Below are 16,240 nucleotides of genomic sequence, written 5' to 3'. Positions count from 1 at the left end.
GAATCATGATCTTTTTTTTACATTTACTAACCTTACTTCTCCAACTATATCGGTGTTTATCATAACAGTTAGTGTACCAATAATAGTATTTTTCATAAATTGACTATAATTTAGTTTTTGCGGTACTTGTATGACCTTGTTTTCAGTTCCCTTTAATATTTCATATGCTGTAAATGAAAAACCAATTTTATCTTGAACCATAAATTCCAATTGCTTTTCTAGTTTATGAGGCTTCCACATATCATCTGCATCCAGAAATGCGACATATTTTCCTTGTGCTTTTTCAAGTGCTTTGTTTCTTATTCTCAATCTCTACTAAACAAATCTCTAGTATATACCTTATCCTCTACATCACGTAAATCATCAGATAATCGATTTGCAACAATTACATGCGAAACTCTCTTAAACTCTTCAAAGTCATTGATTACTTTTGAATTAAAGAACGTTTCTTCATGGAGTGCTGGTTCATATACAACAATTTCAATACCCTTAGCTTTAATCCGTTTCATTACACCTTGAATTGCAGATTGTCTAAAGTTATCTGAATCCATTTTCATGGTAAGCCTATATATACCAACAATTTTAGGATTCTTCTTAATAATCATATCTGCAATATGGTCTTTTCTTGTTCTGTTGGCATCAACAATGGCTGTCATTATGTTATTTGGAACATCTTCATAATTGGCTAATAGCTGCTTTGTATCCTTAGGTAGGCAGTAACCACCATAACCAAAAGATGGGTTATTATAATGATTACCAATACGTGGATCCAATCCAACTCCATCAATTATTTGCTTACTGTCTAATCCTCTAACCTCAGCATAAGAATCGAGCTCATTAAAAAACGCGACTCTCATCGCAAGGTATGTGTTAGCAAAGAGTTTAATAGCTTCAGCTTCTGTTGAATTAGTAAATAATACAGGAATATCCTCCTTAATCGCTCCTTGAACTAACAAATTAGCAAAAACTTGTGCTCTATCAGATTGTTCACCAACGATTACACGTGAAGGGTATAAATTATCATGCAAAGCCTTACCTTCACGTAAAAATTCAGGTGAGAAAATAATATTATCTGTTTCAAATTTCTCTTTTATTTTTTCTGTATAACCAACTGGAACTGTTGATTTGATTACCATTACAGCATCAGGATTAATAGATAATACATTTGCGATAACCGCTTCAACAGTTCTAGTATTAAAGTAGTTTTTCTCTGGATCATAATTTGTTGGCGTAGAAATGATTACATAATCTGCATCCTTATAAGCTTTATAATTATCTGTAGTAGCAGTCAGATTTAGTTCTTTAGTTGATAAATATTCTTCAATCTCATTATCAATAATCGGAGATCTTTTATCATTGATCATATCTACCTTTTCTTGGATTATATCAAAAGCTATTACATCATTATGTTGAGCTAATAAAATAGCGTTGGATAAGCCAACATAACCTGTTCCAGCAATGGTTATTTTCATAATTTATTTCTCCTTAATTTTATCTTACCTTGTACTCTCAGCTTTCTCCCAAAACGGCTTTGCCTTCCCAGTCAATATATTATAGACTCCTGCCCATTGCGCAAGTATTGTTACGCAGTAGTAATAAACTAAAGTCAAATACTTATTATTAGATTTAGTAATTACTCTCGCCAATGCCAAAAGGTAAAACAATACCTGTCCTAGAAATGTTATTTTATAAAACAATGACTCTGGTAGTAGTAAGCCATTAGATATAAATACTAATAGATGAGAAATCCATAATAAATATCTACATGTTCTATGTCCAAAATAAAAATATGAAAACCATTTATATTTAAATACGTTCAGAATTCTTACATCAGGTAATATATGCTTAAGGATAATTCGGTTCATCCTTACTTTGCGACCGAATTCATCTTCTATAACTTCTCCAGCTTTCTCGTAAGCTATAGCATCATGGTTTGCAATGGCCCTTTTACCCTGTAAAGCATATAAAGGTGGCATTGCACTATCGTGGCATTGAATGGGATCAAAGTCATAATAGTCCTTTGTTCTACAAGCATATAATGCACCATTACCTGCAGTTATCGTCTGTATTCTACCTTCGATCTCACGAGTAGCTAGATCACTGTCCCAGTAGCTCGATTCAGCATTACTCACATCGCTAGATTCCTGATTGACAATTGATAGTCTTCCTGATACATAAGCAATATCTTCTGAAGTAAAAGCTGCCATGAGTTCTTTTACAGAGTCTCTATCCATAATAGAATTGGCATCAGTCATGACTAAATACTCTGTAGTTACAGTTTTTTGCGCTTCATTTTGAGCATTTGTTTTTCCTTTCCTTGCCTTAACCTCATAGAGTCTTATATTTATATTTTGATGTTCTTTTATGAACTGTTTTGTTATTTCATTTGTGTTATCAGTACTATTATCAGATGCAATTAAGAATTCTATTTTTTCCTTAGGATAGTTTAACTCTATAATATTGTTTAGTTTTTCTAAAATTACTTTCTCTTCATTGTGTGCAACCACCATTACCGTTACTGTAGGTTGATGAGAATAATCCTTTTTGAGAGTTCTATTTTTAAATAGCTTTCCAATAAACTTCAAAGATACTGGATACCCGACCATTGCCCACACAATAATAAATCCACTTATATAAAATAATATTTTATATAATAAATCCATGTGATTTCTCCCTTACTATATTTAGTAGTCTAACTTTTTTGCAGGTGCCCCAACATAAACTCCGGGTTCTGATATGTCCTTAACCACAACAGAACCAGCACCTACCTTGCATCCGTTAGTGATGTTTATATTATTACTTACTACACTGCCGATACCTAACCAAGTTCCTTTTCCAACTTTGACCGTGCCTGCTAAATGTGATCCTGGTGATATATGCACAAAATCCTCGATGAAATTATCATGGTCTATTGTAGAACCTGTATTAACGATGCAGCCCTTTCCTATTATGGTACAGCAGTTAATAATTGCTCCCGCCATAACAGCTGTGCCGATTCCTATATCTACTTGTGATCCTATAACTGCGTTTGGGTGAATTAAAACTGGAATACTAGCCTCAAATGTTTCAAGCATCTCGTGAATCTTTTGTCTCGTAGTATTACTTCCAATACCTACAAATATTTCGTACTCATCTAAATGAGTAAAAACATCATCTGAAGTCCCAATGACTTCTAAATCCATTGATGATTTGATGCTTTTGTCGTCATCTAAAAAAGCAATACTGTGCCATTTATTCATTTTTATTGCAATATCCGCAACTACTTTTCCGTGGCCGCTAGCACCAATTATTAAAAGTTTGTTATTCATATTTCCATTCTTTCCTTCTTGGTTCCCTTAAAAGGCTCAATTGTTGCAGCAGTTTCTGAATTTATACCCTCTCTAGCGAAAACCTTTTTTACGGTCAAAAATATTATCTTCCAATCCTCAATGAAACTTACATTATCCACATACTCAACATCAAGATTAAATTTATCTTCCCAGCTGATTGCATTTCTACCACTAACCTGTGCTAACCCCGATAACCCTGGCCTCACTTCATGACGGCGCTTTTGATGTTCATTATAAAGAGGCAGGTACTGTACTAATAATGGTCTAGGGCCAATAATAGACATATCCCCCCTCAAAATATTAAAAAGTTCCGGAAGTTCATCAAGAGATGTAGAACGTAGCAACCTACCAAACTTCGTTAACCTAACACTATCAGGTAATAACTCCCCTTTATCATCTTTCTCATCAGTCATAGTCCTAAACTTATACATCATAAAAATCTCTTCATTAAGCCCAGGTCTCTTTTGCTTGAAAAGAACAGGGCTACCTAATTTCGTTCTCACAAGAATTGCAACTACTAGAAGTACCGGACTAAGAACAATAATGGCGATTAATGATAGCATGAAATCCATCGGTCTTTTTACAAATCTTCTATAAATACCACCTTTGGAATTATTCATTACCTAAACCACAACCCCTTAATAGTCTCTACAACTCTTTCTAAGTCCTCATCCGTCATCTTCGTATCAGACGGCAAACATACACCATTCTCAAACAATTTCTCCGATACACTTTCACCAATAAAGTCGTATTTCTCAAAGAAAGGTTGCAAATGCATCGGTTTCCAAACGGGTCTTGACTCAATATTCTCAGCTTCCAATGCATCGAATATATCTAAAGGTCTAACTTTACCGGACAAAGTTATCGAGCTTAACCAATAGTTCGGTTCATTCCATTCATTACTAGGCATAAATTCAATACCTTCTAGCCCACCAAGTTCCCTCTTATAAAACTCAAAAATGTAGTTCTTTTTGTCAACTCTTTGATCTAACACTTTAAGCTGTCCTCTACCAATCCCAGCAACAACATTACTCATCCGGTAATTAAACCCTAATTCACTATGTTGATAATGCCTTGCTTGATCTCTAGATTGAGTTGCCCAAAATCTAGCCTTTGCTATGCGCTCTTCATTATTTGAAACAAGCATCCCACCACCAGAAGTAGTGATAATCTTATTTCCATTAAAAGAGAAGATACCATAGTCACCGAAAGTTCCAGTATGCTTACCTTTATAGTAAGTACCCAGTGACTCAGCAGCATCTTCTATAACCGCTACATTATGCTTCTTACAAATCTCCATGATCTTATCCATATCAGCGGATAAACCATATAGATGAACAACAATGACTGCCTTTACTTCTGGATACTTCTCAAAGGCCTCTTCCAAAGCTTTTGGACTCATATTCCATGTTTCATAATCACTATCGATAAAAACAGGGATCGCATTTTGATAGATAATTGGATTAGCAGTTGCTGAGAAAGTAAGCGTTGGACAGAATACAATATCCCCTTCACCGACTCCTGCAGCTCTTAATGCTAAGTGAATAGCTGCCGTTCCTGAAGAAAGTGCTGCTGCTGCTTTAGATCCAACTTTTTCTGCTAGTTCTCTTTCAAATCCATTTACGTTCTCCCCAAGAGGAGCGATCCAGTTTGTATCAAATGCTTCCTTTACATATTCCATTTCATAACCTTCATCACTCATATGCGGTGAAGAGAGGAATATTCTTTCTTTCACTTTTGTCGACTCCATCATCTAGACTTCCTTCCATTATTAGTCGTTAGTTGGTTAGTGCTTAGTTGGTTAGGAATTATAAATCATTTTCTGACCACCTAACTACTAGCCAACTAAATACTCTTTATCCTTTTCCTATTCCCTCTCGTAATATCTATTCAATCTACCAATCAAATACGAAATAGATTTTCACTTCATAACCACCCAAAACCGAGTTTCTAGTATTCCTAAAATAGTAAGAACTGCAATCACTTCGATTAAGGTGATACCTCTATTATGTAATTTTCTAAAGCAAGTTAGCTTGTATTTGCACATTAAAAATTACCGCCTTATAGATGGGAGGAAGCTGCTATTAGTTGGTTAGGGGGATAGTTGGGTAGTTGGGTAGCTACTAGGTGGGTAGGACGATCTTAAACCTATCCAACTAACTAACCAACCAACTACCCCCTACTTTACCTTCTCCCTATTCATAACTTCCTCAAGATAACGAAGTACATCTGCTCTCAACTCATTATTTTGTAGGGCAAAGTCTATTGTTGTTTTTACATATCCTAGTTTCTCTCCAACATCGTATCTGTCCCCTTTATAATCGTAGGCGAATACGCGTTGGATTTCGTTTAGTTTTGAAATAGCGTCGGTGAGTTGAATTTCTCCACCAGCTCCTACTTCTTGTTGTTCGAGGAACATAAAGATTTCTGGCGTTAAAATGTAACGTCCCATAATAGCAAGATTAGACGGGGCTGTGCCTTGTGGTGGTTTTTCAACGAATTGATTGACACTGTATCGTCTTCCTACTTTCGTGATTGGATCGACAATTCCGTATCGATGTGTTTCTTCGTCTGGTACGGAAGTGACACCGATCACCGATGATAACGTTTCGTCGTACTGCTCGATCAGTTGCTTTAAACAAGGCTTCTCCGCTTTGACGATATCATCGCCTAGTAATACAGCAAACGGTTCATCTCCAATAAATTTACGTGCACACCATACGGCATGTCCTAATCCTTTAGGTTCCTTTTGACGGATGTAATGAATATCGACCATGTTAGAAGCATATTGAACTTTCTCCAATAAATCGATTTTCCCTTTTTCGAGTAAGTTGTGCTCTAATTCAAAGGCATGGTCAAAGTGATCTTCAATCGCACGTTTTCCTTTACCTGTCACAATGATAATATCTTCAATTCCAGATTGGACCGCTTCTTCGACAATATATTGAATCGTTGGTTTGTCCACGATCGGCAGCATTTCTTTTGGCATGGCTTTCGTTGCTGGAAGAAATCTTGTTCCAAGGCCCGCTGCTGGAATAATGGCTTTTCTTACCTTTTTCATGCGCTTAGTCTCCTTTTTTCTAGTTGGTTAGGTGGGTAGAGGTTGACTTTCCTATCCAACTAACCCCTAATGACCAAATAAGAAAAGCCATTCCCTGCTTTTATCACAAAGGAAATGGCTCTGTTTTTTACTACTTTGACTACTACTCCACCCGACCAAGCACCACCAATTCCCTCACTCGGAAATTAGCAATATCTAATAGGTGCTTCCGTAATTCTTCTTTTGATTGATCTTGAAATCTTTCAACTAAATCATACGTCACATTGATGTTTACTTCTGGTGTCTTGCCGCGATAAATCTTCGGATAGACTTGTTCATCATGGACTTCGTTTTTGCCAAGCAGTTCTTCAAACATCTTTTCCCCTGGGCGGATTCCGCTAAACTCGATTGGAATTTCGTCTTCTGTATAGCCTGATAGTTTAATTAGGTTACGTGCCAAGTCGACGATCTTCACTGGCTCGCCCATATCAAGGACAAATACTTCACCACCATCAGCAAGCGCCCCAGCTTGAAGGACGAGTCTTGATGCTTCAGGAATGGTCATAAAATAGCGAACCATATCAGGGTGCGTCACCGTTACGGGTCCACCGTTCTTAATTTGTTGCTTAAATAATGGGATCACACTTCCGCGACTGCCAAGCACATTTCCAAAGCGAACCGCTACGAATCGGGTGTCGCTAATCATGTCCATATGCTGGACGACCATTTCAGCAATTCGCTTTGTTGCGCCCATGACACTTGTTGGATTAACAGCCTTATCCGTCGATACCATCACAAATGTGTTTACCTTGGCTCTACTAGCTGCTTCGGCAACATTTTTTGTTCCGATGACGTTGTTCTTAACGGCTTCTTCTGGGTTCCGTTCCATTAGTGGGACATGCTTATGAGCCGCTGCATGGAAGACAACGTGCGGCTGTCTCGCTGCCATAATGGAGAACATTTTTTCTCGGTCTTGTACGTCGGCGATTTCTGTGACGATGTTCAAGTCAGGCAATTTTCGGCTTAGTTCCATCTCGATTGAATAGATGCTATTTTCACCGTGACCGAGTAACACAAGCTGTTTCGGTGTAAAGCGTGCAAGCTGGCGACAGATTTCCGATCCAATCGAACCTCCTGCACCTGTGACGAGAACGGTTTTATCGGTAATGTATTCAGCAATGCCATTTATATCAAGCTGAATCGGCTCGCGTCCTAGCAAATCCTCTACTTCCACGTCACGGAATTGATGGACCTCAACGTTTCCAAGCATAAGGTCCTCCATCCGTGGGAGAATCTGCGTCTTTGCTTTTGTTTTCGAGCATTCTTGAAAGATTTGATTCAAGCCCTCTTTATTTAATGAAGGAATGGCAATGATAATCTGTTCAATATTGTTGCTCTGAACAATGTCTGCCATTTCATTTGTACCACCTAGAACAGGAACATCCATAATTTCAAGGCGATGCTTTCTAACATCATCGTCAACAAAGGCAACTGGCTCAAGCTCAGCATCGGAATTATTTTTCAAATCACGTACGACCATAATCCCAGCTGCACCCGCACCAACCATGAGTGTTCTTTTACGGTCTTCACGTGGCTTTATATACTGACTTCGATACATTCGCCAAGCAAAACGAGAACCACCAATGAAAAGAATATGCATCATCCATGTAATCGCTAAGGTGCGGGAATAGGTGTCTTGAATCACGATCATTTGAACAATCGCTGTCAGGATGACTGAAAACGTCACGGCTTTCACAATCGATGATAGTTCACTTATACTCGCATATTGCCAAACACGCTTGTAGAGCTTGTACTTATGGGCAAAGACATGGTGACCAATCAGAAGAGTCACCGCACTGACGAATAAGGCAGAAGAAAAAACATTTCCTGTTGGTAATAGAATAAAGTTACTTATGTATATGGAGAATATCACAATCATTGAATCAACAAAAACAAGAACAGCTAATCTTTTATTATAGGTCATGGTGGTGCCTCCCTTCTGTTGTTAGTTGCTAGTTACTAGGTGCTTCAAAACATTAAAATGTAGTGCAATCTGTCACTTTAACGACCATTCCCTACCTACCATTAGGAAGAAATGCTGGTTAAAGCCTTACCTTGTAAGTATCAGATTATCCTTTATCTACTACTATTCTTGGGGATCTCTCCCCTGAGGCATTTAACCTCCCCTCACATCATCCCACTGGCAACACAGCGCCTAAGGTGGAATGATTTCATTCCACCCACAGGATTATCGAGTGCCTCCAACAATACCGGGTAGGAGACATAACCGTAAATAATGAGAAAAACTTGAGTAGACACATCTATTCAATATAATAAACAGATGCACATGACCTCTCCTCATCTCAACATATTTAGTCGATAACAAACTTTTCTCATTTCAAAAAAACTAGCTATCTAGCTAGTAATTATCCTGTTTTTCTGTGTAAAAGTTGGTTACTAGTTACTAGTCGCTAGTTGTTAGTTGGTTAGAAAAAGGATAAAGCTTTTGCATCCTCGGGTGAGAGCTTGGGCTCATAAAGTTTTCTTAAAAGATTCCGAGAAATTTCTTTTTCTTAATTCTGCTTGGAGGCTCTGCATATACCGTGTCTCCATATAAAAGAGTCTCGGCATTTTCTTGAATATAGTAGACCGTATCCATACCAAACGTCTTTTCCATTGTTTGATAAGCGGCTTGTAAGTCATTTGGTCGTGATGTTGTGTTATGTGTGTCGGATGCTAGAAAGTGTACGAGCTGATGATCGATGAGTTGCTCAGATAGTTTCTTGATGTTCTTACCGAAGCGGCCTGTCAGGCTTGATGCAGTCAGCTGTGCTAGAGCTCCTTGTTCAACTAGTTCATAGAGCTTATTTGTGTTGGCAGCTATTTCACGATTGCGTTCAGGGTGAGCAATAATGGGCTTCACTCCCGCTAGCTGCAAATCATAAAAGATTTTCGCTGTATAGGCAGGAACATGGTCTGACGGCAGTTCGACAAGTACATATCGTGAATGATTAATTGTGAGAATGTCGCCTTTTTTGTAGTCATCAACGATTTCGCCGTAAAGACGTACTTCTTGTCCTGCCACGATATTTAGATCAATGCTATGTTCGTTTAGCACTTGATTTAGTTCTTTTATGTATTGTTCGATGTCTTCTTTTACGTTCGTGAAGCTACCGTTCATATGATGTGGAGTGGCTGCCATGGCGTAAATACCTTGGGCTTGGGCTTGCTTGGCCATTTCAATTGCTTGCTGGATCGAATTCGCTCCATCATCTAGCGATGGGAGGATATGGCTGTGAATATCAATCATCGCTATCACTCTTTCTTTCTTTATTTAGCATCATTTGAATTATTCAGTTAAAATTATAGGTCTTTTGATATAATATCTTCTAATAATCTACCATGTTTTCAGATGGAATTCGAGCATTTTTAAGTTAATATTTCATTTATTTCTCAATTTTTCTATCCATTCTCCATAATGATAGTCATTTCTACACTATTCGACATTTTAGGTTAGTTGGTTAGGGGGTAGGTAGTTGCTAACTACCAACTACTAACTAGGTGGTAAGAGATTAAGGACTTTGCCTATGACTTTTCATTTGATTGATCTCTGTGTATATTTATGATGGAAGGAGTTGTCAATATGAGGAAAAATAAGAAGTTACTTATTCCTTTTTCGATTGGTGGCTTGATGATCATTGCTATCTTTGTATTTGGAAGCATGAGTGTTGAGGAAAATATTCAACTTACTTCTGATAAGGAAGAAACGAATCAACTAGAAACGCATGAAGATACTTCTGTAGTAGTTAATGAAGAAGCTGATACATCTGAGAATAAACATCGTGATCAGGAAGAAATCGTTCAAGGTCAAGAAGCGGGTACGCACCCACAACAAGAGACGACTCCAAAGACAGAAACAACTCATGAAATGGAAGAAGATCTGGTACATGATGCCAAACAATCGCAGGAGCAACCTTCTGGGCTACACTTTTCTTCAAGAGAAGAGGCAATACAATTTGGGTTGAGTCGATTCACTGAAGAAGAGATTGCAATGTATCATCGCGTTGCAGCAAATGGCCTGACACCTGAACAAAAAGCTACAGCCATTCAAATCGCTTATTCGAGATTTACTGCTGAAGAAATAGCCGCACTAGAAGCAGCATTAGGACGATAGCTAGTGCTAATTGGTATAAAGATACTGTTACCGCCCCATAATGACAGGTAAGGGAGTGGTGATAGTGAATCATCAAGGTAACTTTATGTTAGGACTAGTATGGGGCACGATACTAAGTATTCCACTATGGTTATCGATAGTTGGTTGGATCAAATTTTTTCTGATAGTGGTGTTGAATGTAGGGCTCTAGGTGTGAAGCTTGGGGTCTTTTTCGTTTGGATGTAGGCCTTAAGACTTAAATTCTTCATCATTTTAAACACTTTTTTATTTATGACCGATACATAAGATGTAAATCATACGATAAGGGCAAAATTTGCGAAAGTTGATGACGCAAAGCTATAGGGGCTAAAGTGACGACCTGTCATCATGCCAGCCAGCTACCGCATATGGGCCTCCGTGTGATGATAATCAATGTTGGAGGAGATTTCATGTTTTTAACACCTGAAGAAGTACATAAGAAAAAGCAGCGCAAGAAGTTTATGATGACATTTATTCTTTTTCCGCTCATTGCAGTAGCAGTCGGAGCCATTGTCGCTTTTTTAGGAAACACGCTTTAATGTGATGTTCTTCTTAAAATGGTGACGTGAGAGCCTTTTTGTTTTCGTTGTTGCCTCCTTATTTTTATTTCAAATGCAGGGAAAATAGCCAAGCAATTTGAGTGCTAGGATTTGGACGGGGTGCAACAATATTTCGTTATGGGTAGTGATGTTTAGTTGGTGTGAACTACCCACCACTTAAATCCTTCGGATTTTGAAGTGGGGGCTTCTTGGGTAGTCGCCACTTTTACTAGCTGATGAAATCGACCAAGCTAACCCTCTTGTTCCAAGAGTTTATTTTGTTAGGCAATCGCTAATAAGCGTATGCCTTCTTTCTTAATGTTGATTGCAGAGTTATAATCTCTATCAAGTTTTAGACCACAAGAGCATTGGTAAGTACGTTCTGATAATTTGATATCTTTTACTGAACCACATTTCGAACACGTTTTCGTAGAGGGAAACCATTTATCTATTTTGACAAGTTGCTTCCCTTGTTCGTTTAGTTTGTACTGTAAAAAAGAAGTAAACATTCCCCAACCATTATCAGCTACACTTTTCCCGAATTTGAGTGCTTGTGACATTCCTTTCATATCTAAGTCCTCAATGATAACGGCATCATAATAAGTAACGAATTCTTTTGATTTGTGATGCAAGAAGTTTTTGCGTTGATTCGCGACTTTCTCTTGGATTTTAGCGACTCGAATGCGTTGTTTATTCCAATTCGAAGAACCTTTCTTTTTACGAGAAAGTTTACGCTGTTCTTGTGCTAACTTATTGAGCATCTGTCGATAAAACTTCGGATAATTGGCTTTCTTACCCTCACTATCGACAAATAGCCCATTCATCGCAAAGTCCAACCCAACCACTTTTTCTATTTCCTTTTTGACTATTTGCTTCTCGTACTCTGTAAGAATGGAAATGTAGTATTTTCCCGATGCAGTCATGGATATTGTACAAGACTTGATTGTATGTTCAGCAGGAATCGTTCTGTGTTGTTTGACTTTTACCTTTTTCAATTTAGGTAATTTGATATGACCATCTAGTAATTCAATGTTTCTGTTCACGACATTCGTTGTATAGCTCTGTTTGTGTCGTCTACTCTTGAATGTTGGAAACTTGGCATTGCCTTTAAAAAAAGCTTTGTACGCTTTATCTAAATTTAGTTGTGCATTTGCCAAAGCCAAAGAGTCTACTTCCTTTAACCACGAGAACTCTTTTTTATAGTTGGCAGGAGTTGGATATTTCATCTTCTTTCGTGCTTCTTTATCAGCTTTAAAAGTTTCATAGGTTTCTTTCCGCTCTCCTAGCATTTTGTTATAGACAAAGCGAACACACCCAAAGGTTTTACGTATGATCAATGCTTGTTCTTCTGTTGGATACAGTCGAAACTTATATGCTTTATTTTGTTTAGCCATATCAAATCACCTCCTATTTGCGATCATTATAGGTTGATTATATCGTAAAAATACCGTACAATCAAGTGTGAGGTGAATAGCGATGTCAGATAAAGAACGTGTAGAAATCCGTATGCCTAAACCTATTTTAGAAAAAGTTGACGAATACCAAAAAGAAAACAGCATATCTACAAGAACAGCGACTATTCTTGAATTGTTGCGAAGAGGATTAGAAAAATAGCTTTGGCTTACGCCAACCGACATTCATCTCCCCCTTAGCGTTGGGCTTTGCCCGTTACACGCTTGAAGAGGGAGACTTCTTTCGGAAGTTCGTTAAAGGTGGTTTTAAAATTGGGGCTCTAAGTATTATGCTTAGGGTCTTTTCTTTTTTTCCTTTCGGTAGCGTAATTTGTCGGAGAGAACTTGGCTCTCGGCGACAAGGTTCACCTTACTTCTTCTTTTGAATACCGTACAATTGGTTGTAAGTTGAGATTTATCTGGGAGGGATTAAGGTTGCCTTTGATTCAGCTTCAATCAATTTGGACGCCTTTGAGTTTAATAGGGATTAAAGTGTATAAGGATGAGGACAAGCATTACTACATGGGCTTTGGGAGAAAGAGACCGAAGCGAATACGATAAAGCCGCGCCTTAAAAGGAACGGCTCTCTCTATCTAATCCAACTCGATCAGGATGAACCACATATGAATTCAACTAGAAGCGTTTTACTTAACAGGAAGTAATATTCCGCTACCGCCTTCAGGAACTGAAGCTGGAAGAACTTCAATCTCAGCCTCGGCTATTTTTCCATTGTATCTTACTGTAATGACAGCTATTCCCTCCTGATGCGCTGTAATCTCGCCTTCCTCATTAACTGTGACGATCGCTTCCTTAGAGCTAGTATATGTAGCCTTGCTTGTCACATTTTCGGTATGGTTATCAAGGTAATACGCTCCCACCGTGATCCTTGTGGCTTCTCCTTCTCTTATCTTATAAAAATCTCGATTTAGTGAAATCTTTCCTAATGGACGCCAAGGATTCACTTTGCCCTGACCTTGATTACTGCGAACTTGTACGCTAACTTCTACCGTTTGTCCTCGATACGTTGCGCTAATTACAGCCGTTCCACTTGCAACACCTGTCAGGATGCCCGTTTCACTAACAGTAACAATTTCCTCATTGGAGCTTTGATAAATGGCCTCACTAGTAACATCCTTTGTCATTCCATTCGAATATTTTCCTGTCACAACAAGCTGTTCGGTCTCTCCAATTCGAAGCTTGGAAGCAGATGAATTCAATGTAAGTGCTTCGAGCACAGGTCGTTCGTCAGTCATACTTCCACTTTTGATTAAAATATTAGAATCCAAAATAGAATCTTTATAGTCTGCAATCGCAAGCTTGATATGATTCCATTGACCTACATTAACAGAAGACTCTGCTGTTAAGACGACAGTCATTCCATTCATTGATGTGTTATAGATAGGATTATCCTCTGGATTATCAAGATAGTATTCCGAGTTACTTACATGATTGATATTGGTAATGGTCACAGGGATTTCTTTACCTGGCAGCCAGGCAATGTTTTGACCATTTACAAAGAAACCAAATACATCACTAAAACTAAGGCTATCCGGGTATTCTTCTGATGTGAGGACATATTGAATCGATATTGTGTCACTTTGTGGCAAAAAGTCGAATTCCAAAATCGTTGCGTCATAAGTCGTACTTCCATTCACTAAGGCGGAAAGATCCGCATCTCCAGGCTTCCCTAATTCCGTTGACTTCGGTTCATTTAAACGATTTGGACCGATAATATCTTTTGCCTGTCCAGTACTAAGAACAATTCCACTGTCGACCCCAAACGTCTCCAAGCCTTCATTAAATGTCCCAACAGCTAGTTCAGAGCCTGTAAATGTTACGTTTCTTACATCGAGACTATTTTCACCGATGATTTTCGCAACGAGTTCCTCCGCAGTAAGTCCTTCATTTAAATTTGTCACAACTACATCAGGACCTAATGCAGCCGCTTTTTCTGTATAAGTCATTTGAACCAAAAGCAGGCAGGTTATCAAGAAAAACTGCCATGTATATTGAGACCCTTTCCTTTTATTCTTATTTGTCATCACGCGTAACAATGAACTTCCCCCTTTTTAACCTTACTTAGCAATAAGACTAAGTGCCCATTTCTATATATACTGAATTATGGATCAAACTGTTAATCTTGTAAAGGGAAGGTTTAAATAATGATTAGTTGTAAATAAACTAGTTCTAATTATCTGGTTTTCACTATGTATATATGATGTAATGTTCAGGCCATAATCACCGAGTAAACTAGTTGAAAAATACCAACTGCTGTCGTTTGACCGATATATTACCTACTTAAACCGAATTAGCATCTCCTTAGACTGAAAAAGCTCTGACTTAGACCGAATTAGCATCTAGTTCGGCTAATAAACCAATAAGATACGATCAAACTGACTCATACACCCTCTCAATAAGAGCAACTTCAAGCTCATAGTTGCCGTTTTGGCCAAGGAAAGAGCTTTCCAAACAAAAAACCGCCCTTCATAAAAAAAGGAACGGTTCTCTCTTATTCACTCTATACTTCTATAATTACTCTCCCGCTAGTAGCTGTTCCATTTCTTCTTCATCTAAGTCTAGTGCTACATCAGTATGATAAATCTTCCATTTACCATCTATCTTTTTCATATAGTAAGTGGCATCATATGGCATTGTTGTTTTAAATGATGTTGTGTCGTCTTCAAAGCTGATATTGATATCAGCCGTTAGTGAGACTTGGGCATAGCGGTTGCTTCTTTTTTCTACTTTGATGACAGGTTCATTCAAAAAGGATATTGTTTGAGACACGCCGCCTTCATTAGACCATGTGACTAATTCATCTGAGCTTACTTTTTGATAACCTGTAAAATAAGTTTCATTATGTGCGAGAAGGCCATCGATATCGTTTGCTTCAAATAATGGGAAGCTTGCTGTTTCGCTTTGTGCTGCAATTGTTTTTAGCTCGTCTTCATTTGGTAGAGTGCTTTGTTCTTTTTGCAGGGCACGGTGTAGCATCACTCCCGCTTCGGCCCGTGTTGCTTTTTTGTTTAGGCCAAATTGTGTGTCATTGATGCCTTTTACGATTTCGGTTCCACTTGCCTTAGCAATGTCATCCTTCGCCCAATATTCAGCTGGAACATCTGAGAATGCCTTGGCACTACTGCTGTTAAAATCAATTGTACCTTCAAATGCACGGACGATTATCGCTGCCATTTGTTCGCGAAGGACAGGCTCATTTGGAGCGAACTTTCCTGTGTCCACACCAAAAATAATGCCATGATCACTCGCAATGGCAATTTCGTTTTTTAAACTATGATTTGCTGGTATGTCGGTAAAGGTTTCGCCTTCTCCAGTTGGTTTTAATTCAAGAGCACGGACAATAATCGCTGCAAATTCAGCTCTTGTCATGCTGTTATTTGGTTTGAAAACATACTCATCTTCTCCGATAGGAAACCCTTTGAAAATATCAGCGTTCACAAGATCATCTAGCTCTTCTGATGCCCAATGCTCCCAAATATCAGTGAGCATATAACTATCGCTTGTACGTTCACTTTCTGCAGCAGAGGCTGTTTGGAAAGAGGCAAACGACGACATGATGACTGCACCTGATAATAGAATGGATGCAAGCTTTTTCACGAAACTACCCTTCTTTCAGATAAAATATTACGACATGATTATGTAAGTATTTGTCGCTATTAATCATAATATTG

At 38.3% G+C, this 16,240-nt stretch carries 16 protein-coding genes, 1 pseudogene and 1 riboswitch; of the genes and pseudogenes, 3 read left to right on the top strand and 14 right to left on the bottom strand.

Features of this window, described 5'->3' with window-relative positions; genetic code table 11:
- Positions 1-3: 3 nt before the first annotated feature.
- The 11 genes and pseudogenes from IQ10_RS01440 to IQ10_RS01395 all read right to left on the bottom strand — a co-directional run bounded on the left by IQ10_RS01440 (position 4) and on the right by IQ10_RS01395 (position 9,679).
- On the bottom strand, positions 4-240 hold the full coding sequence (locus IQ10_RS01440; protein WP_242009658.1) for a hypothetical protein: 237 nt from the start codon (positions 238-240) through the stop codon (positions 4-6).
- Positions 241-309: pseudogene (locus tag IQ10_RS18670) on the bottom strand (glycosyltransferase); the annotation flags it as partial. It abuts the gene before it with no gap.
- A complete protein-coding gene (locus IQ10_RS01435) occupies positions 306-1,472 on the bottom strand; it encodes a nucleotide sugar dehydrogenase (RefSeq protein ID WP_144448700.1) in 1,167 nt (388 codons plus the stop codon). The gene IQ10_RS01435 and the pseudogene IQ10_RS18670, both read right to left, overlap by 4 nt.
- 24 nt (positions 1,473-1,496) lie before the next feature.
- Entirely contained in the window at positions 1,497-2,663 is a 1,167-nt protein-coding gene (locus IQ10_RS01430) for a glycosyltransferase family 2 protein (protein ID WP_144448699.1), read from the bottom strand.
- Positions 2,664-2,684: 21 nt separating this feature from the next.
- Entirely contained in the window at positions 2,685-3,308 is a 624-nt protein-coding gene (locus tag IQ10_RS01425) for an acetyltransferase (protein WP_144448698.1), read from the bottom strand.
- On the bottom strand, positions 3,305-3,949 hold the full coding sequence (locus IQ10_RS01420) for a sugar transferase (RefSeq protein WP_144448697.1): 645 nt from the start codon (positions 3,947-3,949) through the stop codon (positions 3,305-3,307). The genes IQ10_RS01425 and IQ10_RS01420 overlap by 4 nt, the downstream gene beginning before the upstream one ends.
- A complete protein-coding gene (locus tag IQ10_RS01415; RefSeq protein ID WP_144448932.1) occupies positions 3,949-5,064 on the bottom strand; it encodes a DegT/DnrJ/EryC1/StrS family aminotransferase in 1,116 nt (371 codons plus the stop codon). The genes IQ10_RS01420 and IQ10_RS01415 overlap by 1 nt, the downstream gene beginning before the upstream one ends.
- A 186-nt stretch (positions 5,065-5,250) precedes the next feature.
- The gene (locus IQ10_RS18665; protein ID WP_144448696.1) at positions 5,251-5,376 is read right to left on the bottom strand and encodes a type II secretion system protein; all 126 of its coding nucleotides are present in this window, start codon (positions 5,374-5,376) and stop codon (positions 5,251-5,253) included.
- A 132-nt stretch (positions 5,377-5,508) separates the two neighbouring features.
- On the bottom strand, positions 5,509-6,390 hold the full coding sequence (gene galU, locus IQ10_RS01405; RefSeq protein WP_144448695.1) for a UTP--glucose-1-phosphate uridylyltransferase GalU: 882 nt from the start codon (positions 6,388-6,390) through the stop codon (positions 5,509-5,511).
- A 142-nt stretch (positions 6,391-6,532) separates the two neighbouring features.
- Complete coding sequence (locus IQ10_RS01400) at positions 6,533-8,353, bottom strand: polysaccharide biosynthesis protein (RefSeq protein WP_144448694.1); 1,821 nt, start codon at positions 8,351-8,353, stop codon at positions 6,533-6,535.
- Between the two features lie 561 nt (positions 8,354-8,914).
- Positions 8,915-9,679 (bottom strand): tyrosine-protein phosphatase, encoded by a 765-nt coding sequence (locus tag IQ10_RS01395; protein WP_144448693.1) that lies wholly within the window; start codon positions 9,677-9,679, stop codon positions 8,915-8,917.
- Positions 9,680-10,012: 333 nt separating this feature from the next.
- Between IQ10_RS01395 and IQ10_RS01390 the strand changes: the two genes are divergently transcribed.
- Both IQ10_RS01390 and IQ10_RS18490 read left to right on the top strand, forming a co-directional pair.
- Positions 10,013-10,543 (top strand): hypothetical protein, encoded by a 531-nt coding sequence (locus tag IQ10_RS01390; protein ID WP_144448692.1) that lies wholly within the window; start codon positions 10,013-10,015, stop codon positions 10,541-10,543.
- A 295-nt stretch (positions 10,544-10,838) separates the two neighbouring features.
- Positions 10,839-10,928: riboswitch (cyclic di-GMP riboswitch) on the top strand.
- A gap of 43 nt (positions 10,929-10,971) precedes the next feature.
- Positions 10,972-11,100, top strand: a complete 129-nt coding sequence (locus IQ10_RS18490; RefSeq protein WP_277877921.1) for a hypothetical protein — start codon at positions 10,972-10,974, stop codon at positions 11,098-11,100.
- 281 nt (positions 11,101-11,381) lie between these two features.
- Here the strand turns inward: IQ10_RS18490 and IQ10_RS01385 are convergent, their stop codons facing one another.
- On the bottom strand, positions 11,382-12,494 hold the full coding sequence (locus IQ10_RS01385) for an RNA-guided endonuclease TnpB family protein (RefSeq protein WP_144448691.1): 1,113 nt from the start codon (positions 12,492-12,494) through the stop codon (positions 11,382-11,384).
- Positions 12,495-12,576: 82 nt separating this feature from the next.
- Between IQ10_RS01385 and IQ10_RS18115 the strand changes: the two genes are divergently transcribed.
- Positions 12,577-12,714, top strand: a complete 138-nt coding sequence (locus IQ10_RS18115) for a ribbon-helix-helix domain-containing protein (RefSeq protein ID WP_199757365.1) — start codon at positions 12,577-12,579, stop codon at positions 12,712-12,714.
- Positions 12,715-13,195: 481 nt separating this feature from the next.
- Here IQ10_RS18115 and IQ10_RS01380 read toward each other — a convergent pair whose 3' ends face one another.
- Together IQ10_RS01380 and IQ10_RS01375 are read right to left on the bottom strand one after the other, a co-directional pair.
- Positions 13,196-14,596 carry a choice-of-anchor L domain-containing protein gene (locus IQ10_RS01380; RefSeq protein ID WP_242009671.1) on the bottom strand — a complete coding sequence of 467 codons (1,401 nt, stop codon included), beginning with the start codon at positions 14,594-14,596 and terminating at the stop codon, positions 13,196-13,198.
- Between the two features lie 487 nt (positions 14,597-15,083).
- Positions 15,084-16,166: an S-layer homology domain-containing protein gene (locus IQ10_RS01375; RefSeq protein ID WP_144448689.1), complete on the bottom strand. Its 1,083-nt coding sequence runs from the start codon at positions 16,164-16,166 to the stop codon at positions 15,084-15,086.
- Positions 16,167-16,240: the final 74 nt, after the last annotated feature.

The organism is Halalkalibacter nanhaiisediminis, assembly GCF_007830185.1.
In the GTDB taxonomy this organism is placed as follows: domain Bacteria; phylum Bacillota; class Bacilli; order Bacillales; family Bacillaceae_D; genus Halalkalibacter; species Halalkalibacter nanhaiisediminis.
This window is presented reverse-complemented; position numbering and strand designations above follow the sequence as displayed.